The sequence below is a fragment of the Streptomyces sp. NPDC002680 genome (assembly GCF_042889145.1).
Classification (GTDB): Bacteria; Actinomycetota; Actinomycetes; order Streptomycetales; family Streptomycetaceae; genus Streptomyces; species Streptomyces adonidis.
In genome coordinates this window covers 1-26,278 of sequence record NZ_JBIAQP010000012.1, presented here as the reverse complement: position 1 = coordinate 26,278, position 26,278 = coordinate 1, and the positions used below count along the sequence as shown (strand labels likewise).

Sequence of the window (26,278 nt, the reverse complement as noted above, 5' to 3'; positions counted from 1 at the left end):
TTCCCTGCCCGTTCCTCAGGAAGGTGCCCGGAGCGCGTCCACCGGTTCCATCCGGGCCGCGCGCAGCGACGGGTAGAGACCGGCGAGCAGGCCGACGAGGGCTCCGGCGAGCGGGGCGCCGAGGGCGAGGTTCAGGTCCAGGACCGGGGTCCATTCCTTGAAGACGGCGACACCCACCACGACGGCGATGCCCAGGGCCGCGCCGACGATGCCGCCGAGGAGGCCGATCGTCGTCGACTCGAGGAGGAACTGGCCGGCCACCTGCCGTCGTGAGGCGCCCAGCGCCCGCCGCAGCCCGATTTCGCCGACCCTCTCCATCACCGTCACCAGGGTGACGTTGGCGATGCCGATCGCGCCCACCACCAGCGAGACCAGGCCGAGGACGAGGAAGAGGCCGTTGACGTCGTTCTGGACACCGTCGCGGGCCTTGGACAGGTCCGGCGGCGCCGCCACGGCGAGGGAGTTCTGCTGTCCGGGGGCCAGGGCGATCGGCGCCTGGCGAGCCACCTGCCGGGCCGCGCCGAGCGCGGTGTTGATGAGCACCTGGGTGACGTTCTCCAGGCCGAGGCGGTCCGCGGCGGTGGTGGGCGGGAGTATCACCGCGGTGGACAGGCGCTGCTCGCGCTGCACGCCACCGAGTATGCCGATCACGGTGTACGACTGGCCCTGGAAGAAGATCGCCGGGGAGTCCTGCACCCGGCTGATGCCGAGCAACCGCGCCGCCTGGTCGCCGAGGACCGCCACCTGGGCGTGCCGGGCGATGTCGCCGGCGTCGTAGAACCGTCCCGAGGTCATCGCGCCGCGTACCCCGGCGGGCAGACCGGCCGAGGCGGCCACCACGGCCAGGGTCTGGCCGGAGACGTCACCGGGCGCCTTCACGTCGTTGGACCGCACCTGGACGCTGTTGGTCGGCGGGGAGTCGGCAAGGGCGGCGGCCGAGTCCACACCGGCCAGCCGCCGGACCGCGTCGATCCCCGACCAGTCCACCAGCGGCTCGTCGTCCGAACCGGCCGGCGCGGGCGGCACGGTCACGGTCACCGAGGTCGCGGTGAGCGCGTCGAACCGGCCGACGATCTGGTTGCCGGCCGTGGAGGCCACCCCGATGGTGATGACCAGCGTGGTGATGCCGAGCACGGTGCCGAGTGTGGTCAGGGCGGACCGTACGGGGCGGGCCATGACGCCCGCGAGGGCTTCCGTCCACAGGTCACGGGGGTCCATCCAGGGGCGTTCGATACGCGCCCCGGTCCCGGCCGATGCGGGTTTCACTCGTTCTCCAGGGTGAGGCGGCCGTCGGTGATGCGGACACGCTGGCCCGCGCGGCGGCTGACCGTCTCGTCGTGGGTGATGAGCACCAGGGTCATGCCCTGGGCGCACAGGTCGTCGAAGAGTTCCAGTACGGAGAGGGTGTTCTCGCTGTCCAGGTTGCCGGTCGGTTCGTCGCAGAGCAGCAGCGCGGGATCGCTGATCAACGCCCGTGCGATGGCGACGCGTTGGCGTTCGCCGCCGGAGAGCCGGTCGGGCCTGAAGCCCGACCGGTGCCCGAGCCCGACCCGCTCCAGCGCCTCCCGGGCACGGGCGAGCCGGGTACCGCGCCCGAGTCCCGGGCGTGGCCTGCGGTACGCCTCGGCCAGCATGACGTTCTCGTCGACTGTGCGGTAGGGGAGGAGGTGGAAGGACTGGAACACGAAGCCGATGCGGCTGCCGCGCAGCGCGGTGCGTTCGAGGTCGCCGAGCCCGGTCGTCTCGACGCCGTCGAGCCGGTAGGTGCCGGAGGTGGGCCGGTCGAGCAGGCCCAGCGTGTTGAGCAGCGTCGACTTCCCCGAGCCGGAAGGGCCGACGATCGAGAGGTGCTCGCCGCGCCGAACGGTCAGGTTCACGCCGCGCAGTGCGTGCACCGGGGGGTCGGAGTCGAAGGTCCGCTCCACACCGGTGAGTTGGATGACGGCGTCGACATCGGCGGGGCCAGGGACGGCGTCGGCATCGGCAGGGCCGGGGACGGCGGGAGCGAGCCCGGGACCGGGGGCCGAGGTCACTCGCCCACCACCACCTTGTCGCCCTGTTCCAGCGTGCCACTGGTCGCCTTCACCTCGACGAGACCGGCCGCGGAGAGCCCGACGGTGACATGGACGTCGCTCAGCCTGCCGCCACGCTCGACCTGCACCCGTACCTTTCCGTCGGACGAGGTACGGATCGCGGCGAGCGGCACGACCAGCACCTTGCCGTCCGACGCACCGATCTTGATGGTCACCTTCACCGCGGCCTCGGCCTCGTCGGCCAGTTCGCCGGAGTCGGGCACGGAGATCCGCAGCTGGACCGGGGCCGAGGAACCGGAGGCGGAGGTGCCGGCGGCTTCGTCCCCGGTGTCCCCCGAGGTCGTCCCGGCGGATCCCTCGCCCTCCTCGCCCGAGCCCGTCGCCGTCGTCGTCGAGGACGCGGCGTCGGCGCCGAGGGCCGACACCGTACCCGCCGCCTTCTTGCCGTCCGTCGTCGTCAGCTCGACGGCCATGCCCTTCCTCAGCAGTTCGGCGTCCGCGCCGGGGACGACCGCCTGCACCTCCAGGTCGGAGCTGGTCACGGTGCCGATCGGACCGGACGCGGTGTCCCCCGTCTTCACGGTCACCTTGTTCAGCCGTACGGGCAGCTTCGGGAAGAAGACGACCTCACCGGCCGGGACCTTCGTCCCGTAGGAGGCCTGGAAGGTGCTGAGCGCGGCGTTCGCCATGTTCAGCGACTTCCTCGCGGATTCGAGCTGCAGTTGGTGGATCTGTGCGTCGGTGCTGGACTGCGGGTTCGGCGAGCCCGTACTGGCGTTCGCCCCCGTCTCCGTCCCCGTCCCTGTCTCCGTGCCACCGCTGCCGCCGCTCGCGCTGTTGGTCGTGAGCAGTGTCTGCTGGGCGGCGGACACCGCCTGCTGCAACTGGCCCAGTTGCTGCTCGTCGTCCGCGCTGGGCTTCTGCGCCTCGTACCCCTTGCTCGTGTACCAGCTGGTGACCGCCGCCGCGGTGCCCTGGCGGTAGTTGCCGCTGATCGACCCGGGATCGAAGCCGAGCCGCCGCAACGCTCTCTGGAGCTGCTTCACATCGTCGCCGGAGGCACCCGGGCCCAACGCGCGGTACATCGGTACGGATCCGCTCAACGCGAACACCGGACGGCCGTTGACCGTCATCAGTACGTCGCCCTCCTTCACCTTGGTACCGGCGACCGGTGCCTTGGTGATCCGCTGCTCCGCGCCCTCGCCGCCCGCGGACGCGGCCGCCCCGGTGCCGACGGCGCCGGCCAGCGCGAGCGGACGCGGCGAGGCGAACTCGACGGACCCCGACGCCACCACGGTCGCGGTGAGGGACTGCCGCTGGACGGCCACGGTCACCGGGCCGGCCTTCGGCGCGGTGTGCGCGGCGGCGGCGTCGGCGGGCGAGCGCACCTGCGTACCGGCGATCCATCCGCCCGCACCGACCAGGACCACCGCGCCGACCAGCGCGCCCAGTTGCCTACGGCTGCTGAGTCGGCTCATGCGTTGTCACCCCAGTACGGGTGGGCCTTCAGCTTGGGGAAGTACGCGGCCCGGAACTTCTTGCCGCACTCCAGGTCCTTCAGGGAGAGGTCGATCTCCTTGGTGAGCAGCGGCAGCGCCTCCGCCTTGGACATGCTGAAGTGGTTCTCCGGCACGTTCTGCTCCAGCCGCACCATGTCGGACATGCCGGTCGGCTGGGTGGTGCTGACCGGGATGCCCTGCGCCTTCAGACAGGCGGCGAAGTCCTGTGCGAGCTGCACCAGTTGGGCGTCGCCGTTGAGCTCGAGACCGTTCGCGCGGTTCGCCTCCGCCTTGGCGTTCTCCGCCTTTTTCTGCTCGGCGGCGCTCAGCGCGTGTCCGTTCACGGCTGTCGACGCCTTGAGTTCGCAGCCGCCGATCTTCTCGTCCGCCTTGGACTCGGCCTGGGGGCCCGCCAGCGCCTCCTGGTACGCCTTCTGCTGGGCGGGGGTGAGCCCCTTCTCGTCGTCGTCGGCGACGGCGTCGGTCCGCTTTTGTCCCGCCTTCCCTCCGGGGTTGCTGAAGGGGGCATTGGGGTCGTCGGGGTAGACGGCGGCGGCGTAGTTGCCGAACCCGTACTTCTCCCGGGACTTCTTCGCCGCCGCGTAGTCCTCCGCGTCCAGCCCGGCGAAGGAGTCGTCGCCGCTCACCGTCACCACGTGCGGTGTGTAGGTGAAGCCCTGCTTCTTCATACAGGCCGCGATGGTGTTCTCCCTGATGTACAGCTTCTTGGTGTCGTCGTCCGCGCCGGACGGGACGGTGAGCTGCACCGCCCCGTCGGCGTTCGTCGTACTGTCGTTCGCCGCGTTCGCTTCGCTGCCGCCCGACGAACCGGAGCTCGCGCCGGTCTTGTCGTCCGAACCGCCGCAGGCGGCCAGGAGCGGCAGCAGGCCGATCGCCAGGACGGTGGCCACGGAGACACGGAGCCTCTTGGGCATGTTCGGGTGTGTGTTCATGGTGGATCAGGCTGGCCCCGCGGTGTGATGGGAACTGGCCCGGAGTGTGATCAAACGGCAACAGCCGATGCGCCGGCGACAGGACGCCGGGTCCGCACTCCCGCCCGCGAGTATGTGATCGTCCGGTAACAGCACCGGCCCGGCCTGGTGTTGTACGGATACTGAGCACATGCCACGTGTCCTGCTCATCGAAGACGACCGCGCCGTTCGTGAGGGTGTCCAACTCGCGCTGCGCCGCCAGGGGCACGACGTGGCCGCCGCCGGGACGGGTGAGGGCGGGCTGGAACGGCTGCGGTCGTTCCGGCCGGACGTCGTCGTCCTCGATCTGATGCTGCCTGGCATGTCCGGGCTCGACGTGTGCCGCCGGATCCGCGGGGCCGACGACCAGGTTCCGATCATCATGGCGACGGCCCGGGGCGACGACGTGGACATCGTGGTCGGACTCGAAGCGGGAGCCGACGACTATGTCGTCAAGCCCGTCCAGGCCCGCGTGCTCGAAGCCCGTATCCGTGCCGTCCTGCGCCGGGTCGGCGGCACGTCCGCCGACGGAGCCGCGCCGAAGACCGAGACGCACGGGGAACTGGCCATCGACCGGGCCGCGCTGACCGTCACCCACCAGGGCGCACCGGTCGCCCTCGCCCCCTCCGAACTACGGCTCCTGCTGACCCTCTCCGCCTCGCCCGGTCAGGTGTTCAGTCGGCAGCAGCTCCTGGAAGCCGTCTGGGAACACAGCTACCACGGCGACTCACGGCTGGTGGACGCCTGCGTCAAGCGGCTGCGCACCAAGATGGGCGAGCCTCCGGGACAGCCGCGCTACATACAGACCGTGCGCGGCTTCGGCTACCAGTTCAGAACCCGGTGAAGGCGCCAACGCCGCTGCGCGGCCTGCGCGTCCGACTGCTGGTGGCCTTCCTGCTGGTCGCCGGCGTCGCCACCCTGACCACCGGCGCCCTGACGTTCCGGGAGGCGCGCACGGGGGTGCTCCAGCAGAGCCAGGACGGAGTGATCGCGCAGTTCCGCGACCATGTCGGCACCCTCGCCGCCGACCTCGATTTTCCCCCGGACCAGAACCAACTGAACATGTTCGCGCAGCAGTTGGCGCGCTCCGAACCGTCGAAGGACTGGCGTGTGCTGGCCACCTACGGGGGCCTGAGCGCCACCTCCACACCACAGGATCCTTTCGAACAGCTGACGTCCGACCTGCGCGCCGCCGTGGCCTCCGACGGGAGCACCGTCTTCCAGCGGGTGACACGGCACGGCAGCCCCGCACTCGTCGTCGGCCTGCCGGTCACCTTCGGCACCGCGGAGCGGCCCACGTCCGACCCGTCCGGGCTCGCCGTCTTCCTGACGGTGCCGCAGACCACCGAACAGGCCTACGTCCAGGCCCTGGTCCCCGCCATCGAGCGAGCCACCGTTCCCGCGCTGGTCCTGGCCGTCCTGCTCGCGCTGCTGGCCGCCCGCGGCGTACTGCGGCCGGTACGCGAGCTGCGCCGGGCCACCCGCAGCATCGCCGAGGGCCACCTCGACACCCGGCTCGCCGTCAACGGCTCCGACGAACTCGCCGCCCTCTCCCACACCTTCAACGAGACCGCCGCCGCCCTGGAGGAGTCGGTGACCGAACTGCGCCGCATGGAGGCACGCGCCCGCCGCTTCGCCGCCGACGTGTCGCACGAACTGCGCACCCCCCTGGCCGCCATGTCTGCGGTCACCGACATCCTCGACGAGGACGCGGCACATCTCGCCCCCGACACCGCCACCGCCGTACGGCTCATCAGCGAGGAAACCGTCAAGCTGGCCCGCCTGGTCGAGGACCTGATGGAGATCTCCCGCTTCGACGCGGGCGCGGCCGGTCTGCACCTGGACGAGATCGACCTCGCGGACTCCGTCCGGCGCACCCTCGCCTCCCGCGCCTGGCTGGACACGGTCGAGACCCGGCTTCCACCGCCGGGCACACTCCGCGGCAGCCTCGACCCGCGCCGCCTCGACGTGATCGTCGCCAACCTGGTCGGGAACGCCCTCCGCCACGGCGGACGCCCCGTACGGCTGAACCTCTACGAGTGGGAACACCCGGACGACGGGCGGCGGGCGGTCATCGAAGTGCTGGACAGCGGACCGGGCATCCCCGAAAGCGTCCTGCCCCATGTCTTCGACCGCTTCTACAAATCGGACACGGCCCGTACCAGGACCGAGGGCAGCGGCCTCGGACTCGCCATCACCGCGGAAAATGTCCACCTGCACGGCGGCACCATCCAGGCGGCGAACGGTCCGCACGGCGGTGCCGTCTTCACCGTGGAACTCCCGCTGCGACAGAACGAGCCACCACCGGAACCGGCCGATCCGGCCGAGGGGAGCCAGCCGTGAGCCCTGTCCACCGGGCCGCCCGGCCCGCGCTGCTTCTGCTCGCGGGTGCGCTCCTGCTCGGCGCCTGCGGCATCCCCACGACCGGTGTCGTGGGCTCGGGGGAGCCCGCCACCGGTATCCGGTCGACCACCACGCTCTACTTCACGGGCGAGGACGGCCTGGTCGCGGTCCCCCGCAGGCTCCCCCAGCGGCCCGACGTCGCGGCGGCCGTACGGCTGTTGTTCCAGGGCCCGACCAGATCCGAACTGAGCAGAGGTGTGGGCAGCCTGCTGCGGAAGCTGAAGAAGGATCCGACGGTCCGGGCCGATGACGCCAAGGTGTCTATCGAACTACTATTCGACGATCCGGCGGATTTCCCGGCCACCGTCAAGCCGCTGGTCGGGGATGCCCTCGCGCAGGTGGTCTGTACGGCCGCCGGCGCCCGCCACGCCGAAGACCCGGACGTCGTATCGGTGGAGGTGGTCATCACGGCCACTGTGAGAGGCACCAAGCCCCAGTGGAGCGCCGAAGGCCGCGACGCGACCTGCCCCGCATAGACCAGGAGGCCAACGGCGCACCCAAGAAGGCGGTCGGTATGACGAATCGCCGTGCACCCCCGAAAACGGACGACCGCCCCGCTTCGGGACCGACCAGCAGTCTGGTTACCGTGTACCCATTCACGACCGGCGAGGTGGTCCCGACATGGAGGGTGGAAAGCGCGGCTTGATGTGTGATACCAGATCGTCGCCGCGAGCCGCGAGCCGCGAGCCGCGAGCCGCGAGCCGCGAGCCGCGAGCCGCGAGCCGCGAGCCGCGAGCCGCGAGCCGCGAGCCGCGAGCCGGCTGGAGGAGCGGGTTTGTTAGAGGCGGGTGCCTTGTCCGGTAGCCGGCCGCTTCGCGTGCCCGTGGGGCACGACGCCCACCGGTGGAGCACCTTCCACGGCGAACGAACCCTCGTCGTGGCCGCCCGCACGGTCACCTCGACCGTACGCGTCCTCGAAACGCTTCCGGCACTGCTGCGCGGCGACCACCGCGTCACCGTCGTCTTCGCGTACGACCCCACCTCGGCCTTCGACTCCGGCGTCCTCAGCCTCCTGCACGAGACCGGGTGCCGTGTCATGCCCTGGGAACAGCTGGCGGAGGTGGCCCCGGATCTCATCCTGTCCGCCAGCGAGAACATCGACGTACCGGAGGGCGACTGCCCCGTCCTCGTGCTGCCGCACGGCGTGGGGTTCCAGAAGCTCGTCCCGGACTCGCGCGGGCCGCACGAGCGACTGTCCGGTGTCGTCCCTGACTCCCTGCTCGAATCCGGCCGGGCCTGGCTGGCCGTCTCCCATCCGTCGCAGGAGGAGCAACTGCTCGCCACCCACCCGAAGGCCGCGGGACGCACTCTCCTGGTGGGCGATCCGTGTCTCGACGAACTGCTGAGCAGCAGACCGATGAGACCGGCCTACCGGGAGGCACTGGGTGTCCGGGTGGACCAGAAGCTGGTCATGGTGAGCTCGACCTGGGGACCGACGTCCCTCCTGGGGACCCAGCCGGACCTCCCCGCCCGCCTCCTCGCCCAACTCCCCTACGACGACTACAAGGTCGGCGCGATCGTCCACCCCAACGTCTGGTCGGCGCACGGCTCCTGGCAGCTGCGCACGTTGCAGGCCGCCGCGTTGGACGCCGGTCTGCTGCTGATGCCCGCCGTGCACGCCTGGCGCCCCGCCCTCGTCGCGGCCGACGTCCTGGTCGGCGACCACGGATCGGTCAGTCTGTACGGCGCCTCCCTGGGTACGCCGCTGCTGCTCGCCGCGTTCGGCGCCGACGCGGTACCGGGCACCGCCGTCCACACCATGGCGGACCTGGCACCCCGGCTCGACCCACGCGGCAACCTGCACGAACAGATCGAGGACGCCGTACGCGAGCACACACCCGAGCGCTACGCGCCGGTCGCCGCGCGGGCCTTCGCCGAACCCGGCCATGCCCTGGCACGCCTCCGCACCGCCCTCTACCGCCTGCTCCGGCTCCCCGAGCCCGCCACAGAGCCGCCGCACCCGCTGGCCGTACCCCTGCCCGACACGCCCACCGCGCCGGTCACCTCCTGGCGGGTGACCACCGAGGTCGGCGAGGACAGCGGCGGGCCGACCGTTGCCGTACGGCGTGTTCCGTCGGCCGTAGCCGGATACGCCGGTGCGGCACCCGACGGTCCCACACTCTTCTCCCATCTCGCCTGCACAGACGACGAACGCGACGGACGAGTGGCCGCAAGTGCTTCAGTGATCGTCCGGCGCCGGACGGACCCGACGGCCGCCGGTGCGCTGCGGTGGATCCAGGACACGCTCGCCCGCCTTCCGGGAAGTCTCCTGGCCGTGTCGGACGTACGAGGACAGACCTGCCTGGCCGGGCTCCGGGACGGCCGGATCGTGGAGGCGACCGCCACCGGAGGAGCCCGGGACCCAGGGGTCTTGGCCTCGGTCGTCTACGCCGCCCTACGTGCGGGCCTCCCGATGGACGGCTCCCCCGTCACCGCGCGAGTGGGCGCTCTGCGGGAGGAGGACGTCGTCCTGCGCCTCCGCCCGGGCGTCGCCCGCTGAACACCGCGGCCCTCAGTCGCCGACGTCCGGGGCGTCCTCGCTGTCCAACTCGTCCAGGCGCCGCCGCAGTTCCCCCGCCGCCGGGTTGCCGTCACGCTCGTAGATCTCCAGCGCCTCGGTGAGGTGACCCCGTACCAGGGCCGTGTCGGCACCGGTCCGCTGGGCGATGCCGGCAAGCCCCACCAGGGCTTCGGCCGCGTAGTGCGTCGCGTCCCGCTCCCGCAGGATCCGGACCGCCTCCTGCAAGTCCCGGTCCGCGGCCTCCGTGTCGCCCAGACGATCGCGTACGAGGCCGATCGCGGCCAGTGCCCGGGCCGCCATCCGCACATCCGGCTCCTCGTCGGCCAGCAGGTCGTCGTGGGCCCGGCGCAGTACGGCCAGCGCCTCGGTGTGCTCCCCGCCGACGGACAGCGCGCTGCCGAGGAAGACACGGGCGATGGCTGCTCCTCGTGCTTCCCCGGCCTGTTCGTTGAGGGCGAGGGAACGCCGGTACGCCGCCGCCGCGTTCTCGGGATCGTGCCGGTCCAGATACCGTCCCTGGAACTCCAGGACCGAGGCGCGCAGCACGAGGTCGTCGACCGTCTCGGCGCGCCGGAGGGCCTGCTCCAGCTGGGTGCGCGCCTCGTCGTGCCGGTCCAGGTCCATCAGCGGGCGGGACAGCAGGCTGCGCAGCCGAGCTTCGGCCGCTTCCGCAGAGGCGACCGAAGCGGCCTCCGCGCCCAGTTCCAGCGACTCACGCCAGCTGTCGAGGTAACGACGGTGGAGGAACAGGACCGTGAACGCCTCGGCCAGCTGCCAGACCAGGGTGTGCAGCCCGTGCCGGGAGGCCGCGCGCAGAACGCCCAGGACGGCGGCACGCTCGGTGTCCAGCCATACGAGCGGTGCCGGACCGTCGGGGGCGGCGAAGGGGTTGTCGGCATCGCGGAGCAGTGCGGACAGGTCGGCGATCCGCTTTCGCTTCCTCTTGATCGCCCGGTCGGCGAACGCGGTGAGGACGAGGTAGTGCGTGGCCACCCGCCCGATCAGTTCCGCTTCCCCGGTCGCGGGCTCCTCCTGGTCCGCGCGTTCCCGGGCGTGCAGCCGGATCAGGTCGTGCATGACGTAGCGGTTGTCCTCCTCTCGCTGTACGAGGCTCGCGGCCGCGAGTACGCGGAGCAGCCGCTTGGCCACCCGCGTGTCGACATCGGCGGCGACCGCGGCCACCCCGGCGTCGAAACGGCTGGTGGGCAGCCAGCCGAGAAGGCGGTAGAGCCGGGCCGCGTCGGGCGGCAGGAGCCGGTAGGAAGGTCCCAGGGCGGCGGACACGGAGAGCTCCTCGGCGGGCAGGGACAGACCGGCCAGCCGGTCCGTCTCGTCGGACAGTTCCTCCACCAGCTCGGCCGTGGTCAGACCTTCCTCGGTCTTGAGCCGGGCCGCGGCGATCCGCAGGGCGACGGGCAGTCCGCCGCACAGCTCCACCAGCTGCTTGGCGTCCGCCTGGTCGGCGTCCACGGCACTCTGGCAGAGGTCCGCCAGCAGGGCCAGACCGCCGTGCTCGTCGAGCGGTTTGAGGCCGACCGGTGTCGCGTCGTCCTGAGCCACCAGCTCGCCCAGCGTCCCGTGAGCCGTGACCAGCACCCCGCTGCCGGGCCCCTTCGGGATCAGCGCGCGAACGTGTGCGGGTTCGGTCACATCGTCGAGTACGAGCAGGATGCGCAGGTCTGCGGAGCAGGACCGCAACAGGTTGGCGCGTGCCTCGACGGTCCGTGGCATCGCGTCCTCTCCGACGCCCAGGCCACTCAGGCACATGGCCAGGGCCTCGCTGACATCCGCGACGCCCGTACCGACCGAGGGCGAAGATGCCGATTGGTCGCGCAGACCGGCGAAGGGCACGTACAACTGACCGTCCGGATAGAGGTCCTGAACCGTCTCCGCGAACCGAAGGGCCGTCGCGGTCTTGCCCACTCCGGAGACTCCCGACACCACCACGAGATCGACGTGGTCGGAGCCGGTCCGGGCCGCGGGGAACGCTTGGCGCAGCTCGTTGATCTGCTCGTCCCGGTTGACGAATCTGTACGTCCGAGCGGGCAGTTGGTTCGGCCGCGGTCCCGTCCCCGCCGGCACCGGCACGGTGAAGGTGATGTCACCGTGAATGTGCGCGCCCTGGAAGGAGGGGCCGTGATGCACGCCCCCGCTGACCGAACTGACGTACGTGACCGGTGTGTCCGGCGCCAGTTCGGTGATCAGCCGCGCCAGCTCCCCCGGAGCCTCCGGGTCGTCCCGCAGAACGCGAAGGAGACGCTCACGCAGCTGCTCCTCGACCCGTTCGGCGGCCCGCTCGTCTCCGTCGGCGCGGGCACGCGCCAACTCGTCGCTGTCGGCCTGGAGTTCGCCCTGCGGGTCCTCGTCCACGCCACGGCGCCGGAACCACCGGGCGAGTCCCAGCTTGGCCTGCTCCCACGACTCCGTCACCATCAGCCCGGTCAGAGCTGTCACCGCCGTCGCCGCGAGCGCCGTCAACTCGGCTTCCACTGAGCCCCCTTCGTACCCCGGTGCCCCTGCGGGGCGGTCGGATCCAACCGTAAGGAGATCTTGGCCGCTTGCCCAGTCACGCCTCGCCCGCTCCCGGAGTTCATCAGGAACCCGACGCTTCGATGGATCAGCACCCCCGACCGGCGTCATGCCGCACGAACCTCAAGTCACCCGAGACAACCGCCAAGCCCCTCTAAGCCTTGATCGGTGCGGCCGACCTGGCGGCCTGCTCGATCTTCGCGCAGTAGGCCGCACGGGCTTCCTCGTCGATCTGCGACTCGTATTCGGCGCGCACCCCGGTCCGGCCGTCGAGGCCCTCGCGCAGGATGTCGGCGTGCCCGGTATGCCGGATGGACTCGCCTAGGACATGGACCATGACGGCGAACAGGTTCGTGTTGGGACGAGGCTCCGGCCACCACGGCACGTGGCCGGGGGCGTCGAGGGGAAGCTCGCTGATCGTCGCGTCCGAGTGTTCCCACGTGCGCCGGTAGAACCCGATGATCTGATCGCGGGTCTCGTCCTCGGCCGCCCACAGATCGCCGCCGTCGTGGTCCTGCCACCGGCCCAGCGGTTCCGGGGAAGGGCGGCCGAAGACCTCGCCGAAGTACCTGGCCTCGACGGAGGCCACGTGTTTGACGAGGCCGAGGAGATTGGTCCCGGTCGCTGTCAAAGGCCGGCGGGCGTCGTATTCGGACAAGCCGTCGAGTTTCCAGAGCAGCGCTTCGCGGTCCCGCCGCAGTCGCCCGTGCAGGGTGTCCTTCGCGAATTCATCGATCATGCGGCTTGAGCCTGCCATGGGCTGCTCGTGGCCTCAAGATCCGTACGCGCGGGACGCACGAGCCCGGCCCACCGGTACGGACCGGTGGGCCGGGCTCGGATGACACGGGGGCCGGTTCACCCCACGAGGTTCACTCCGCGGGCAGAACCGACGAGTGGTGGTTCTGGATGAGCCACTTGCCGCCGATCTTCTCGTACTCGTACGTGTAGCGCGCCTCGACCGTCGACTTCACACCGGTCGTCGGGTCGGTGACGTGGAACTCGTAGAGCCCGGTGTCGATCGCCGAGTTGTCGTCGAGGATGTTGATGATCGTCTGGAGCTTCTCGCCCACCGGCTTCTTCTTCAGGAAGCTCACGAAGTAGTCCGCGATCTCGGCGTGCGTGGTGCGGATCTTCGGCGAGAGCGTCGGCAGGAGCACGGCGTTCGGCGCGTAGAGGGCGGTGACCTTCTCCGGGTCACCGGTCTGGAGCGCGGCGTTCCAGTGGTCGAAGAGACCCGCGATCTGGGCCTTGGTCGGCAGCGTGTTCTTCGGCTTGCTCTGGTGCTCGGGCGACGCGGCGCTCACACCGGCCGTGATGGTGCCCGCGGCAACGAGCGCTGCGGCGGTGGCTATCGCGGCACGGCCACGCAGGTGATGCTTCATCACAACTCCTGTTCGAGGGACTCCTGTTGGGGGCAGGAATGGTTGTCACTTTCACGGAGCCGCGGTAAAGGCCGGACCATCGCATGTCCTGTAAATGGGCAAGTAAGTTCCAAATGACGGACAGCGATCATGTGAACACCTAGGGACAGAGCCGAAATCCCTCTCAATCACTCCAAATTCCTCCACGAGTTGACCAAAGTTCGACTTTTCGGCGCCCCTACTGTGCAGCGCCGCCGGATCGATTGCGCCTGCGCAGCAGCAGAAGTCCGCCGGCGAGCGCGGTGACACCGGTCGCGGCGGTCCAGGCGACGACATCCGTCGAACCGGTCGCGGCGAGGTCATCGCCCTCGCCGCCCTGAGGAACCGCACCCCCGACCGCACTGGCACTCGGGCTAACACCCGAGCCGGCCCCCGCACCCGAATTCGCACTGGCACTGGCACTGGCACTGGCAGCGGGACTCGGACTCGCGCCCGCCCCCACGCTCTCGCTCGCACTGGCCCTGTCCCGGCTGAACACCAGTGTCCCGAAGCCCAGTTGGTCGTATCCACCACTGTTGGGCCCGTAGTCTCCGCCACCGCCCTCGGGTGCCGCCTGTGCGGCGACACGGGTCAGATAGGTCGCCGACAGACCCCGCCGCTTGGTGTAGTGATTGGCGATCATGGCCCAGATCGGGCGGGTCATCGCCGGGTCCACGGCGGCTGCCGCCGCTGCCGTCTCGCTGCCCGACCAGCCGTTGATCGCACCCTTCCTGCGGGTGTTCGCCGTGTACGGCACCTCGCCGCCCATGCTCCACTTGGCCACGTACTGGGCGCCCTTGAGGAACCGGCTGTCGTCGTAGCCGTACAGGTCGATGCCCTGGTTCCAGGCCATCTCGCAGATCGTGCCCATCAGGCCGACGCCGAGGAGCGCGTGGCCCTGGTCGCGGCCCGCCTCGACCCACTCGGCGAGGCCTTCGTCCTCGTACACGACCGGCATGGCGTTCTTGACCGAGCCCATCCCCGCGCCGTGCTTGAAGTACTCGACGGCCCGGTCGATCTTGGCGCGGTCGTCGCAGAGGATGCCGACGGCCAGGACGCAGGCGATGGCCGTGAGATCCCAGTTGGCCCAGTAGTTGCTGATGACAGCGCCGTTGTGGTTCGCCAGGAAGTCCTCGCTGAGCGGATGGAAGACGTCGAGCATCATCTTCTGGAAGCGCGCGAGGTCGAAGTCGGCGTGGTCGCGGACGAGTTCGGCCGCGTTGGCGAACTGGTAGCCGTACAGGCCGGCCGCGAGGAACCGGTCGGCGGAGCCCTGCACCGAAGTCAGCGTCGACGACCAGGCGTTGAGGATGGCAACGGCGGTGTCGCCGTACGCGCTCTCGCCGGTGACGTGCCACCGCAGGGCGTTCTGGTAGGCCGCGTGGATGTCGTTGTAGAGGGTCCGGTAGTTCTGCGGCGAGCCGTCGCCCCGGTAGACGATGGCCTGCGGGTTGGCCGTCCAGCCGCTCTGCGCATGGGAGTTGGCGGTCAGCCGTGCGAAGCCCGCCGTGTACGGCGCCGCCACGGCCTTCACCTTCTTCGCCATCCGGTCCAGATCCGTACGGGTGTGCAGCAGGCCCGGGTGTACGAGACTCGCGCCGGCCGCCGTGGCCTGCGGGGCGGCGAGGGTCGTACCGATGGCGACGGCGCCCGCCGTCGCGCCGGTGAACTTGAGCATGCCGCGACGGCTGATCCTTGTGTTCAAAGCTGCGGTCCTTGAATCGGGGGGTGCGGTGCGTACGGAGAGGAGACGCGCCCCAGAACCGCCGATAACGAAAAGTGCGGGTTACCCAACCAGGGCGAGCGGTCGACATAATGCTGGAGTGACCTTCGCCTCACCTCCCCCAGGCACGACGCCCAACTCCCCCTCCACGCAACGCTTTCCGGTCGTGATCGTGGGCGCCGGCCCCGCCGGGCTCACCGTCGGGAACATCCTGCGGGCCGCCGGCATCGACTGTGTGGTGCTGGAGACGGAGAGCAGGGCGTTCATCGAGCAGCACCCCCGGGCCGGGTTCATCGAGGAGTGGGCGGTCCGCGCGCTCCAACAGCGGGGCCTGGCCGACACGTTGCTGGAGCGGGCCGGTACGCACACGAAGTGCGAGTTCCGGTTCGGCGGCCGACGTCATCGTTTCGAGTACGCCGAACTGTCGGGCCACCGCCACTTCGCCTATCCCCAGCCGCTGTTGGTGACCGACCTGGTGCGCGAGTACGCGGACGTACGCGGCGGCGACATCCGGTTCGGCGTCAAGGACGTTCTCGTGCACGACCTCGACACCGACCGGCCCTCGGTGTCGTACATCTCGGCCGAGACAGGTCAACGGGATTACGTACCGGGCGAGTTCATCGCGGGCTGCGACGGCGCACGCGGTGTGACCCGTACGGCGATTCCGGCGGCGCACGCCCGTGTCGCGCGGCACGACTACGGCATCGGCTGGCTGGCCCTGCTCGCCGAGGCGCCGCCGTCCAACGACTGCGTCATGTTCGGCATCCACCCGAACGGCTTCGCCGGGCACATGGCCCGGGGTCCCGAGGTCACCCGCTACTACCTCGAATGCCCACCCGGCGACGACCCGGAGAACTGGCCGGACGACCGCGTCTGGGCCGAACTCCACGAAAGGCTGAGCGCGTTGGGGGCGCCCCCGCTCAACGAGGGCCGCCTGATCGAGAAGCGCGTGCTCGACATGCACAACTACGTGGTGGAACCCATGCAGTTCGGGCGGCTGTTCCTGGCCGGCGACGCGGCCCATCTCACCGCACCCATCGCCGCCAAGGGCATGAACCTCGCCCTGCACGACGCCTTCCTGCTCGGCGACGGACTCGTCGACTACCTCACGAAGGGCGACCCGGACGCCCTGAACGGCTACTCGGACGCGTGTCTGCGCCGCGTCTGGCAGTACCAGGAGTTCTCCCTGTGGCTGTCGGACATCTACCACGGGGCATCGTCGGGCGACCCGTTCCGCTCCGGCACGACCCTCGCTCGCCTTCGCCGGATCCTCAACTCCCCTGCAGCGGCGGCCGCGTTCGCCGACGTGTACATCGGCAGGGACGCCGACCACTGACAGGGGCTCACCAGCCGCGCCCCCTGACGTCAGTTGACGCCCAGCCCGAGCCCCTCCAGCACCACCGCACCCGGCAGCTCGGTGAACGCCTTACCCGGCACCAGCAGCTTGCCGCGCCGACGACCACTCCCGACGAGCACCCAGGGAAGGTCGACGACGGCCGAGTCGACCAACAGGGGCCAGGATTCCGGTAGTCCGACCGGTGTGATGCCCCCGTACTCCATCCCGCTTTCCCCCACAGCCGTGTCCATCGGCGCGAACGAGGCCTTACGGGCGCCGAGTTGGCGACGCACCACCCCGTTCACATCGACCCGGGTGGTGGAGAGGACGAGACATGCGGCGAGGGTGGTCTCGCCACCGCGCCTGCCAGCCACGACCACACAGTTCGCCGACTGTTCGAGCAGCTCCCGCCCGTAGTGCTCCACGAAGACGGCGGTGTCGGCCCACTCCGGGTCGGTGTCGACGTACACGATCTGGTCGGCGGGAGTACTGCCGGCCCACCGGCGTACGGCGTCGGCGACCGGACTGACGAGTTCGTCGAGGCAGTCGGGAGCGGGGGTGGCCGTGTCGAAGTCTCCGATGGGTGCACGCATGACGGCACGCTAACAGCCAGGGACGGCCCCCTCACCCGGTGTCTCAGCTCACCGGCGGGACCGACACAGACATCATCATCTCCAGCGGAACGGCGCCGTCATTGCCGTACGTATGCGGGACGTTGGCCTCGAAGGTGGCGCTCGCGCCCGCCGGGACCCGGTGCTCGACCCCGTCGACCGTGAGCGTCAGTTCGCCCGCCGTCACATGGAGGATCTCGAACGTGCCCGCGGGGTGCGGGTCGGACGGGCTGCTCTCGCCGGGCATGAGCCGCCAGTCCCACAGCTCCAGCGGGCCCGGCGCCTCGGTGCCCGCGAGCAGCCGGTTGTAGCTCCCGGCGTCGGTGTGCCACAGCCGTACGGCCTGGTCGGCGGGGACGATACGGACCTTCGGCCCCTGTTCGTAGTCGAGCAGAGTGGTGATGCTGACGCCGAGCGCGTCGCCGATCTTCACGACCGTGCCGAGGCTGGGGTTGGTGCGGGCCTGCTCGATCTGGATGAGCATCCCGCGACTGACCCCGGCCCGCGCGGCGAGCGTCTCCAGGGTGAAACCGCGCTCGGCGCGCCAGCGCTTCACGCTGCGCGCCAGCGACTGGGTCAGCAGGTCGAGATCCGACAACGTTCCACCCTGAGGACAAGATTCTGAGCACAAGACTAGGCACGAGACTACTAGTACAACATTATGAATGACAGAGTTCACTTCACTGCACTACTGTGTGGTGAACCGAATCGTTCACTCCACTGTACTGCGAGGCGTCCCGATGACCGCATTCTTCGCCCTGGCCACCAGCCTCCTCTGGGGGCTGGCCGACTTCGGCGGCGGCCTCCTGACCAGGCGCATGTCCGCGTTGACGGTGGTCGTGGTCTCGCAGTCGATCGCGGCGGTCGTGCTCGGCACGATCGTGGTCCTCACCGGCGGCTTGAGCGAGGCCGGTCCCCGGCTGTGGTTCGCGCTCGCAGCGGGTCTCGTCGGACCGGTGGCCCTCCTCTCCTTCTACAAGGCCCTCGCTCTGGGCCCGATGGGGGTCGTCTCCCCGCTCGGTTCACTCGGCGTCGCCGTCCCCATCAGCGTCGGGCTCTTCCTCGGCGAGCGTCCCGGGCTCATCCAGTTCGCGGGGATCGCGGTCGCCGTCGTCGGCGTCGTCCTCGCGGGCGGACCGCAGCTCAGGGGCGCGCCCGTACAACGGCAGGCGATCCTCCTGACCCTCCTCGCGGCGTTCGGCTTCGGCACGGTGTTCGCCCTGATCGCGGAGGCGTCGACCACCCTCACCGGCCTGTTCCTCGCGCTCTTCGTGCAGCGCGTGACGAACGTGGCCGTCGGCGGCACCGCGCTGTACGTCTCGGTCCGCCGGGGCGGCGCGGCCCTCCCGGCGGGCGGCTTCCCCTGGCAGTCCCTCCCGGCACTCGCCTTCGTCGGCCTGGCCGACGTCGCCGCCAACGGCACCTACTCGATCGCGGCCCAACACGGCCCGGTCACGGTGGCCGCCGTACTCGCTTCCCTCTACCCGGTGGTCACCGCCCTCGCGGCACGCGGCTTCCTGAGCGAACGCCTACGCGCGATCCAGGCAACGGGAGCGGGCCTGGCCCTGGTGGGCACACTCCTACTGGCGACAGGCTGAACGAGCACCCTGACGAGGCAGCCCCGAAGGGGCGCCTCGTCAGGGGCGCGGGGAACTGCGCGCCCAGCCCCCACCGAACCCGCAGCCTCACACCGAACCCACAGCGTCAATACTCCTCGGCATCCAGCTCCGCCAACCTCGCCGCCGCCCCCGCATCCAACTCCGCCAACGCCCGCAACTGCTCCGGAGTGATCCCATCGGGAATCGGAATCGGCGCCGGCGTCCGCAACGGCGGCCGCCACCCACCCTCCGGCGTCCACCGCCGCACAACCTTCGCCGGAGCCCCCGCCACCACGGCGTGGTCCGGCACCGTCCCACGCACCACCGCACCGGCCGCCACCACCACGTTCCGCCCGATCCGCGCCCCCGGCAGAATCACCGCACCGGTCCCGATCCAGCAGCCCGGGCCGATCTCCACCGGCTCCATGCGCGGCCACTGCTTGCCGATGGGCTCGTGCGGATCGTCGTACGAATGATTGGTGGACGTTACATACACATACGGCCCGAAGTAGCAGTCGCTGCCGATCGTGACCGTCGTGTCGGCGATGACATGACTGCCCCGGCCGAGGACGACTCCGTCGCCGATGCGCAGGATCGCGTCCGGGCCCATGTCGAGGTCGGGCATCAGCCCGGCCGTCAGGGTCACCTGCTCCCCGACGATGCAGTGCGATCCCAGCTCGATCCAGGGTTCACCGAAGACCGTGCCCAGCGGGAAGGCGAGCCTGGTACCTGTTCCCATCGCCCGGAAGGCCAGCCGCCCGGGGTTCTCGGCGGTCACGGAACCCGTGCGCTGCACCCAGGCCCAGCCCGCGTGCACCGCGCGCTGCGCCAGCCGACGCCGCCATGACGAGAACGTGTTCTTGGGCTTGGGCACCCGCTCACCGTACTCACGGCCGACCGGGCCCAGCATGCGCGGGACCTGTGATCTTCACCCCACGGAGGTGGCGTACGGTCTGGGGTAATCCAGGACCAGGAGGCGAGATGACGCACAGGGCGTTGATCACCGGCATCGGCGACAGGGAACCGAAAGTGGACGAGGATGCCTTCGTGGCACCCACGTCCACGGTGATCGGGGACGTGACCCTGGAGGCGGGCGCGAGCGTCTGGTACGGCGCGGTACTGCGCGGCGACGTCGAACGGATCTCGGTAGGCGCCGACAGCAACATCCAGGACAACTGCACCCTGCACGCCGACCCGGGCTTCCCGGTCACGATCGGCGAACGCGTCTCCGTGGGCCACAACGCGGTCGTCCACGGCGCGACGGTCGAGGACGACTGCCTGATCGGCATGGGCGCCACAGTCCTGAACGGCGCGGTAATCGGCACAGGCTCCCTGGTAGCAGCCCAGGCCCTGGTCCCCCAGGGCATGCAGATCCCCCCGGGTTCACTGGTGGCAGGCGTACCAGCGAAGGTACGCCGAGAACTGACGGCGGAGGAACAACAGGGAGTCACCTTGAACGGCACGCATTACGCACAGCTGGCCAAGGCCCATAAGAAATCCCACGAGTAGGCGGCTTACCCAGGGGCGCGGGGAACTGCGCGACAAGCCACGAACGGCCCGCGCCCAAACTCACTCAGAAGCCCCCACGGCGCTCTCCACTTCGGCTTCCCGCGGAGCACCCATCTTCTTCGCCTTGCGCTTCAGCACCAGCATCGACGTAAGACCGAACAACACCGCCAACACCAACCCCAGCCAAGAGAACCGCTTCAACCACGACTCGGCGACAACCCCGACGTAGTAGATGACGGCGGTGGTCCCACCCGCCCAGACGATCCCACCCAGCACATTGGCGATCAGAAACTTCCAGTACGGCATCCGCAGCACCCCCGCGAGGGGCCCCGCGAAGATCCGCAGCAAAGCAACGAACCGCCCGAAGAAGACGGCCCACATCCCCCACTTCTCGAACGACCGCTCCGCGGTCGCGATGTGCCCCTCCCCGAAGTGCTTGGGGAACTTCCCGCCGAGCCAGGCCAGCAACGGCCGCCCACCCTTGCGCCCGATGGCATAACCGATCGAGTCACCGATGATCGCGCCGGCACTCGCACACGCGCCGAGGACGAACGGATTGATCTCACCGTGCTGGGAGGCGAGCAGCGCGGCGGAGACCAGGATGATCTCGCCCGGCAGCGGAATGCCCAGGCTCTCCAGCCCGATGACCAGTCCCACCAGCGCGTAGATACTGACCGCCGGGATCGTCTCCAGCCACTCCTGCACGTGCAACGCCGGTTTCCTTCCGATCTCGCCGTACGCCCGGTACGTCTGCGTTCTTCCGCGTTCCCGGCGGGCGCCCGCCCACGGGCGCCCGCCGGGAAGCCTACCGGGTCACGGTGACACCGAGGCCGCCGCCGAGTCCCACAGGTCGCACTGATGTTCCCGCCCAATATCCCCGCTCAGGACATTCCCGCCCACCGCCCCAGTCCGCAGCGAGAGCACCAGACCAGGGCGATCCGGCATCGCGGGCTGCCCCTCCGCACGCGGGACACCACCCCGCAGGAAGGACCCCCAGTACTGGACCATCTGCCGCGACAGCACCCGCTGCTCGGCGTCGAACGGCGACTCCAGGCCGAAGTGCTTGAAGAGGTACTGCACCTCGTTCACATGCGTCGCCCCGAAGTCGAAGTCCGTACCCAGGTTCCGCAGCGAGGCGAAGGGCGGTGAGGTCCGGTCGGCGAACTCGTACGTGTAGACCGGACCGCGCTTCGCGAGCACCGTGTCGAGCCGGAGCGCGGGGCAGGCGAACAGTCCGTCGCCCTGGGCGGTGCCGTAGGCGATGCTCGGCGAGGGGTACGCCGACAGCGGGTAGCGCGCCAGGGCGCGGTCGCCGAAGGCCGCCCGCATGACCGTGGGGTACCGCTCGGTGGTGAGCGGGGTGCCGTTTGCGTCGAAGGCGGCGAAGGCGAACATCCTGCCCTCGTCCCGGTTGGCGCCGTTGAGCACCGGCACCCGCGCGGCGGCCCCGTTCGCGAACGCCTCCAAGGGCTGCACGGGCAGGAAGGCCCCGCCGGTCACCGGGGCCCAGTCGAAGCCGCCCTGCGCGGCCAGGATCTCGGCGGCCGACTTGGACCGCAGGCAGCCGAGGGCCCCGGCACCGGTACAGCCGAGCCTCTCGGCGAAGGCCGCGCCCTGTGCCGTCGCCGACGTGTGCGGTCGCGCCGAGCAGTCGTTGTACGCGCCGCTCTGCACGATCCCCGCCCGGTACAGGCCCGTTGAGGTCGGCGAGGCCAGCTGCGTGCACACCGAACGGCCGCCGGCCGACTCGCCGGCGATGGTCACCCGGCCCGGATCGCCCCCGAAACGGCCGATGTTGGCCCGTACCCAGCGCAGGGCCGCCTGCTGGTCGAGCATGCCGAAGTTGCCGGAGACCCCGTCGCGCGCCTCGCCGTCAAGGGCGTCCGTGGCGAGGAACCCCATCGCTCCGAGGCGGTAGTTGACGGTCACGACGACCGCTCCGGTACGCCGGGCGAAGGTGTCCGGCACGACGTCCTCACCGGCGCCCGCGGTGAGCCCGCCGCCGTGCAGCCAGACCAGCACGGGAGTGCGTGCGGCGCCTGGTGGGACGTACACATTGAGGTCGAGACAGTCCTCGGTGTGGCTCGGCTGCTCGTAGCCCGGGTCCCAACTCGACATCTGTACGCACCTGTTGCCGAACTCCCCCGCCGTACGCACCCCTTGCCACGGTTCGACCGCCTGCGGGGCCCGCCAGCGGAGGGCGCCGACGGGCGGCTCGGCGTACGGGATGCCGAGGAACTGCCGTCCCTCGGCGGTGACTTCACCTCGTACCCAGCCCGCGTCGGTACGGACGAGGGTCCCTCCGCCCTGCGTGGCCTGCGCCGCCGGGACGGGGGCCACGAGCAGGGCGGCGACGGCCAGGAGCCCGACCGCCAGCCGGCGCGGCCCGCGACCACCTCCGCCCCGTTCCCGTTCCCGTTCGTCCCAGTGATCGATGTCGGTCATGGGCCGTCGCTCCTTCTGTGGGGGAAGGTGATCGCGCCGGGGAAACTAGGGCCGACAGTGACTCGTGTCAATCACCTGGGCCGAGGAGCGACCCGACAGCCCCCGTGATCGAGCCGACCGTCTGCACGACCGAGGCGACGACGGGCTCCACCGCGTCCAGCGGTTGCGGCGCTGCGGCCGTCGCGGGGGCGGGGTCCGGGGCGGGCTCGTCGCAGCAGTCGTCCACGACGTAGCGGGTCTCGAACTGCTCGTCGGAAGTGGCCTCGGCCGAAGGCGTGGGTGTGGGGGTCGGCGCGGGCGACCCGGTCGACCCCGAACTCCCCTTCCCTGCATCGGACTTGGACCCCTGCTGCCCGGCCTCCCCGCCCTTCGCACCCTCGTCGTCCTTGCCGTTCTTGCCGTCCTTCGCCTCGTCGCCCTTCTTGGTGGAGTCGTCGGACGCGGACGACTCGGAGTCGAGCGTCCAGGTCTCCCCCGCCGCCCCGGACCTCGTCCTGACGACGACGTCCGCGCCGGCGCGGAGCGAGACGGGCGCAACGACCAGTTCCTCGCGCCAGCGGGGCAGCAGTTCGCCCTGGACGGTGAGGTCGTAGCGGACCTCGTCGGCGTCCGCCGCGTCGGAGCCGACGCAGGCCGTGAGGACGACGTCCCCGTCGGCAGCATGCGAGTCAAGGCACAGGCTGGGGTCGGCGAGGCTGCGCAGGAGGCCGTCGTACTCGTACGACCACTGCTGGGTCACGGCCGACGAGCACACGGCCAGCCGGGTGTCGGCGCCGGCCACGACCCGGCCGCCCCGGATGTCCAGGCACAGGCCCGTGGCGACGTGGCGCAGCCTGCCGCGTTCGGCCATGCCGGGGTAGGCGGCGGCCGTGGCCGAGGGCGTGTCACCGCTCGGTGGCCGGGAGTCCTGGCCCCGAGCGGTGGAACCCGGGGACGCGGAGCCCGGATCGGCCGAGTATCCGCTCGCCGCGCCCCAGGTGGCCATCGGCACCGTGCTCTCGTCCGCCCAGTTACGGGCGGTGAGCACGGTCGCCAGCAGCGCGAGGGACAGGGCACCGACCCCGACGGCCACGGCCCGCGTGCGTCGCTTCGGGAGGCCGAACCGCTCGTCGGGCAGCGGGAGATGGGCCATGAGGCGATGGCGGCCACCGCTGCCGGGACGCCCACCGCCCCGGCGGGCCTGCTTGCGGGGGAAGGCGCCCGGGCCGCCGCGGCCCGGGCGGGAGTCGAGATAACGGCGGGCTCCCCAGCCGAGCACGGCTTCGGCGAGCAGCGTGCCGAGTTCGCCCTCGAAATGGCTGAGTTGCTCGGCCGCGTGCCGGCAGTGACGGCACGCCAGCAGATGCTGTTCGACATCGGGCAGCAGGGCGCCGCCGCGTCGGATCGGGACGTCGAGGAGACGGTTGTAGAAGCGGCATTCCTTCGTCGGCGCGAGTTCGCGATGCGCGTGTACAAGAGCGGTCCGGAATTGCTCGCGTGCCTGCTCCAGCGCTGTCGAAGCGCTTCCGGAGTCGACTCCCAGCAGACCGGCCGGTACGGAAATGGGCTCGGCCTCGACCTCGGTGTGCCAGAGCAGGCACTGGGCCGCTCTCGGCAGGACGCCGAATGACCGCTCGGCGAGTTGCCGCTTTTCGGATGTCCGGGCTCTCGCCGCGCGTAGCCCACGCGCGCCGGTGGGTTTGCGGAGTTCCGGAAGCAGTACCGAAATTCCGTCCTCGGCGGACCACTCGCGGACCGTTTCCCGTACCGCGACGAGGAGTTGGGGCCGCACGGCCTGATTCGACTCGCTGCGCTCCAGCCGTCCGAGCACCCGGTGAAAGGCCGACGTGGCCGCCATGGTGGCGAGGTCCCCCTCGGCCGCGAGACAGATGGCCGCGTAGTCGTACGTCGCCTGCCAGTGCCGTGCCAGCAGCAGCGCGACGGCGTACGCGCTCTCGCCCTCCGCCCGCCCGCGCAGTCGCGCGGCGAGGTTCATATCGGATTCCCCGGGGCTCGCGCCAGGACGAGGCGGGTAGGGCGGGCGCGGTGGGTGAGGGGATTGCACAGAACCAATTCCTTCCAAGCCGCAGGACGGCGCGAGCGAATTGCACATCCACCGGAAAGCAGGTGCCTGATTGGTTCGTACCTACGACTCGTCACCTGCGGGACTTCGGGTCGACCGGCACGTAATCCCGAGCGGGGAAAAGGGGGTCTGACCTCCGCCCCCGCGCGAGGAGGCTCACACTCGCACACACGTCTCACAGGAAACAAGGAGTTCGAGTGACCGAAGTTCAAAACGAAGGGAATTCAGATGTGTTACCACCGGTATCCGCACCGGCATTCGAAATCGAACCCCCGGCGGCCACCAAGTTGTGTGCATGAGCGCCCCGATGGCACACACAATCTTCAACTTCCGGCCCGGTAAGAGCTGTAGGCGGCGGAAGCCGACCTGTGAACGACCCACGGCAGGCCCACAGGCCGCTCCCACCATTCCTTCGGGGGTTTCTCATCCCCGTGCGCCAGCATGAGCCGCATGATCGTCCCCCACACCACACCCAGGACCGTCCGCAAGGCGGTCGTCCCGGCCGCCGGCCTCGGCACCCGCTTCCTCCCCGCGACGAAGGCGACGCCGAAGGAGATGCTGCCGGTCGTCGACAAGCCCGCCATCCAGTACGTCGTCGAGGAGGCCGCCGCGGCCGGACTGGACGACATCCTGATGGTCACCGGACGCCACAAGCGAGCCATCGAGGACCACTTCGACAACGCGGCGGAGCTCGAACAGGCGCTGGCCGCGAAGGGCGACACCGTACGGCTGGACGCGGTGCGCGATCCGGCCCGCCTGGCGAACATCCACCACATCCGCCAGGGCGACCCGCTGGGCCTCGGCCACGCGGTGCTCTGCGCCCGCAACCACGTGGGCGACCAGCCCTTCGCGGTCCTCCTCGGCGACGACCTGATCGACCCGCGCGAGACCCTGCTCGCCTCGATGCTGGACGTACAGGCCCGGTACGGAGGCAGCGTCGTCGCGCTGATGGAGGTCGACCCGGCGCAGATCCACCTCTACGGCTGCGCGGCCGTGGAACCGACCGACGAGGACGGGGTCGTACGCGTGACGGGCCTGGTGGAGAAGCCGTCCCTCGAGAACGCACCGAGCCGATACGCCGTGATCGGCCGCTACGTCCTGGACCCGGCCGTCTTCGAAGTCCTGGAGCGCACCCCGCCGGGCCGAGGAGGCGAGATCCAACTGACCGACGCCCTCCAGGAGTTGGCAGCCGGCGACACGGTCCACGGCATCGTCTTCAAGGGCCTCCGCTACGACACGGGCGACAAGGCGGACTACCTGCGCACGGTCGTCCGCCTGGCCTGCACCCGCCCGGACCTGGGCCCCGAATTCGTGTCCTGGCTCAAGGAGTTCGTAACAGACCTGAAGGACGAAAGCGACCACTCCACCAAAACCGGGGACGGAGACCGACTCGCGGCCTGAAAGACTCCGCCGGCCCGGCCGGCGCGCCTTTTCAGCCAGGCCGACGTTCGAGGACCGAGAGCCACCCTCCACCCCGTCCGGCGTTCGAGGACGGAGGGCCCCCACCCAGCCCGACCGACGCTTGAGGACGGAGGGCCCCCACCCAGCCCGTCCGGCGTTTGAGGACGAGGCCGTTCAGGCCGAAAGGGGGGCCGGGGGGCGCAGCCCCCAGAAGGATGGGACGGGTAGGGGCGGCGG

22 protein-coding genes are annotated in these 26,278 nt (G+C 70.4%); 8 read left to right on the top strand and 14 right to left on the bottom strand.

Features of this window, described 5'->3' with window-relative positions; genetic code table 11:
- Positions 1 to 15 precede the first annotated feature (15 nt).
- From ACFYXF_RS29415 to ACFYXF_RS29400, 4 genes are read right to left on the bottom strand one after another with little or no spacing between them, the layout of a single operon-like run.
- Positions 16 to 1,266 carry an ABC transporter permease gene (locus tag ACFYXF_RS29415; RefSeq protein ID WP_389353984.1) on the bottom strand — a complete coding sequence of 417 codons (1,251 nt, stop codon included), beginning with the start codon at positions 1,264 to 1,266 and terminating at the stop codon, positions 16 to 18.
- Positions 1,263 to 2,033, bottom strand: coding sequence for an ABC transporter ATP-binding protein (locus tag ACFYXF_RS29410; protein WP_389353982.1), 771 nt, complete (start codon positions 2,031 to 2,033; stop codon positions 1,263 to 1,265). Before ACFYXF_RS29410 ends, ACFYXF_RS29415 begins: the two co-directional genes overlap by 4 nt.
- On the bottom strand, positions 2,030 to 3,511 hold the full coding sequence (locus tag ACFYXF_RS29405) for a peptidoglycan-binding protein (RefSeq protein WP_389353980.1): 1,482 nt from the start codon (positions 3,509 to 3,511) through the stop codon (positions 2,030 to 2,032). Before ACFYXF_RS29405 ends, ACFYXF_RS29410 begins: the two co-directional genes overlap by 4 nt.
- Positions 3,508 to 4,467, bottom strand: coding sequence for a hypothetical protein (locus tag ACFYXF_RS29400; protein ID WP_389353978.1), 960 nt, complete (start codon positions 4,465 to 4,467; stop codon positions 3,508 to 3,510). The genes ACFYXF_RS29405 and ACFYXF_RS29400 overlap by 4 nt, the downstream gene beginning before the upstream one ends.
- 187 nt (positions 4,468 to 4,654) lie before the next feature.
- On the opposite strand from ACFYXF_RS29400, the gene ACFYXF_RS29395 reads away from it, so the two are divergent.
- From ACFYXF_RS29395 to ACFYXF_RS29380, 4 genes are all read left to right on the top strand, one after another.
- Positions 4,655 to 5,347 (top strand): response regulator, encoded by a 693-nt coding sequence (locus ACFYXF_RS29395; RefSeq protein ID WP_389353976.1) that lies wholly within the window; start codon positions 4,655 to 4,657, stop codon positions 5,345 to 5,347.
- Positions 5,344 to 6,846: an ATP-binding protein gene (locus ACFYXF_RS29390; protein WP_389353974.1), complete on the top strand. Its 1,503-nt coding sequence runs from the start codon at positions 5,344 to 5,346 to the stop codon at positions 6,844 to 6,846. Before ACFYXF_RS29395 ends, ACFYXF_RS29390 begins: the two co-directional genes overlap by 4 nt.
- Positions 6,843 to 7,382, top strand: a complete 540-nt coding sequence (locus ACFYXF_RS29385) for a hypothetical protein (RefSeq protein ID WP_389353973.1) — start codon at positions 6,843 to 6,845, stop codon at positions 7,380 to 7,382. Before ACFYXF_RS29390 ends, ACFYXF_RS29385 begins: the two co-directional genes overlap by 4 nt.
- A 341-nt stretch (positions 7,383 to 7,723) precedes the next feature.
- Positions 7,724 to 9,406 (top strand): hypothetical protein, encoded by a 1,683-nt coding sequence (locus ACFYXF_RS29380; RefSeq protein WP_389353971.1) that lies wholly within the window; start codon positions 7,724 to 7,726, stop codon positions 9,404 to 9,406.
- A gap of 12 nt (positions 9,407 to 9,418) precedes the next feature.
- Here the strand turns inward: ACFYXF_RS29380 and ACFYXF_RS29375 are convergent, their stop codons facing one another.
- From ACFYXF_RS29375 to ACFYXF_RS29360, 4 genes are all read right to left on the bottom strand, one after another.
- Complete coding sequence (locus tag ACFYXF_RS29375) at positions 9,419 to 11,917, bottom strand: AAA family ATPase (RefSeq protein WP_389353969.1); 2,499 nt, start codon at positions 11,915 to 11,917, stop codon at positions 9,419 to 9,421.
- A 193-nt stretch (positions 11,918 to 12,110) separates the two neighbouring features.
- Positions 12,111 to 12,695 (bottom strand): DinB family protein, encoded by a 585-nt coding sequence (locus ACFYXF_RS29370; RefSeq protein ID WP_389353967.1) that lies wholly within the window; start codon positions 12,693 to 12,695, stop codon positions 12,111 to 12,113.
- 130 nt (positions 12,696 to 12,825) lie between these two features.
- The gene (locus tag ACFYXF_RS29365) at positions 12,826 to 13,338 is read right to left on the bottom strand and encodes an SgcJ/EcaC family oxidoreductase (RefSeq protein WP_389353965.1); all 513 of its coding nucleotides are present in this window, start codon (positions 13,336 to 13,338) and stop codon (positions 12,826 to 12,828) included.
- 217 nt (positions 13,339 to 13,555) lie between these two features.
- On the bottom strand, positions 13,556 to 15,034 hold the full coding sequence (locus ACFYXF_RS29360) for an alginate lyase family protein (protein ID WP_389354553.1): 1,479 nt from the start codon (positions 15,032 to 15,034) through the stop codon (positions 13,556 to 13,558).
- 145 nt (positions 15,035 to 15,179) lie between these two features.
- Between ACFYXF_RS29360 and ACFYXF_RS29355 the strand changes: the two genes are divergently transcribed.
- Entirely contained in the window at positions 15,180 to 16,415 is a 1,236-nt protein-coding gene (locus ACFYXF_RS29355; RefSeq protein WP_389353963.1) for a 4-hydroxybenzoate 3-monooxygenase, read from the top strand.
- A gap of 29 nt (positions 16,416 to 16,444) precedes the next feature.
- Here the strand turns inward: ACFYXF_RS29355 and ACFYXF_RS29350 are convergent, their stop codons facing one another.
- Both ACFYXF_RS29350 and ACFYXF_RS29345 read right to left on the bottom strand, forming a co-directional pair.
- Positions 16,445 to 17,008: a YbaK/EbsC family protein gene (locus ACFYXF_RS29350; RefSeq protein WP_389353961.1), complete on the bottom strand. Its 564-nt coding sequence runs from the start codon at positions 17,006 to 17,008 to the stop codon at positions 16,445 to 16,447.
- Positions 17,009 to 17,051: 43 nt separating this feature from the next.
- Positions 17,052 to 17,624, bottom strand: coding sequence for an XRE family transcriptional regulator (locus tag ACFYXF_RS29345; protein ID WP_369032585.1), 573 nt, complete (start codon positions 17,622 to 17,624; stop codon positions 17,052 to 17,054).
- Between the two features lie 142 nt (positions 17,625 to 17,766).
- Here ACFYXF_RS29345 and ACFYXF_RS29340 point away from each other — a divergent pair, with 142 nt between their 5' ends.
- Entirely contained in the window at positions 17,767 to 18,624 is an 858-nt protein-coding gene (locus tag ACFYXF_RS29340; protein WP_389353959.1) for an EamA family transporter, read from the top strand.
- A gap of 106 nt (positions 18,625 to 18,730) precedes the next feature.
- On the opposite strand, the gene ACFYXF_RS29335 is transcribed toward ACFYXF_RS29340, so the two are convergent.
- Entirely contained in the window at positions 18,731 to 19,498 is a 768-nt protein-coding gene (locus ACFYXF_RS29335; protein WP_389353957.1) for an acyltransferase, read from the bottom strand.
- A 107-nt stretch (positions 19,499 to 19,605) separates the two neighbouring features.
- On the opposite strand from ACFYXF_RS29335, the gene ACFYXF_RS29330 reads away from it, so the two are divergent.
- Entirely contained in the window at positions 19,606 to 20,133 is a 528-nt protein-coding gene (locus tag ACFYXF_RS29330) for a gamma carbonic anhydrase family protein (protein WP_389353955.1), read from the top strand.
- Between the two features lie 60 nt (positions 20,134 to 20,193).
- Here ACFYXF_RS29330 and ACFYXF_RS29325 read toward each other — a convergent pair whose 3' ends face one another.
- From ACFYXF_RS29325 to ACFYXF_RS29315, 3 genes are all read right to left on the bottom strand, one after another.
- Complete coding sequence (locus ACFYXF_RS29325; protein ID WP_389353953.1) at positions 20,194 to 20,844, bottom strand: DedA family protein; 651 nt, start codon at positions 20,842 to 20,844, stop codon at positions 20,194 to 20,196.
- 102 nt (positions 20,845 to 20,946) lie between these two features.
- The gene (locus tag ACFYXF_RS29320) at positions 20,947 to 22,578 is read right to left on the bottom strand and encodes a carboxylesterase/lipase family protein (protein ID WP_389353951.1); all 1,632 of its coding nucleotides are present in this window, start codon (positions 22,576 to 22,578) and stop codon (positions 20,947 to 20,949) included.
- A gap of 67 nt (positions 22,579 to 22,645) precedes the next feature.
- Positions 22,646 to 24,553: an RICIN domain-containing protein gene (locus ACFYXF_RS29315; RefSeq protein WP_389353949.1), complete on the bottom strand. Its 1,908-nt coding sequence runs from the start codon at positions 24,551 to 24,553 to the stop codon at positions 22,646 to 22,648.
- Positions 24,554 to 25,090: 537 nt separating this feature from the next.
- Here ACFYXF_RS29315 and galU point away from each other — a divergent pair.
- Positions 25,091 to 26,041, top strand: coding sequence for a UTP--glucose-1-phosphate uridylyltransferase GalU (gene galU / locus ACFYXF_RS29310; RefSeq protein WP_389353947.1), 951 nt, complete (start codon positions 25,091 to 25,093; stop codon positions 26,039 to 26,041).
- Positions 26,042 to 26,278: the final 237 nt, after the last annotated feature.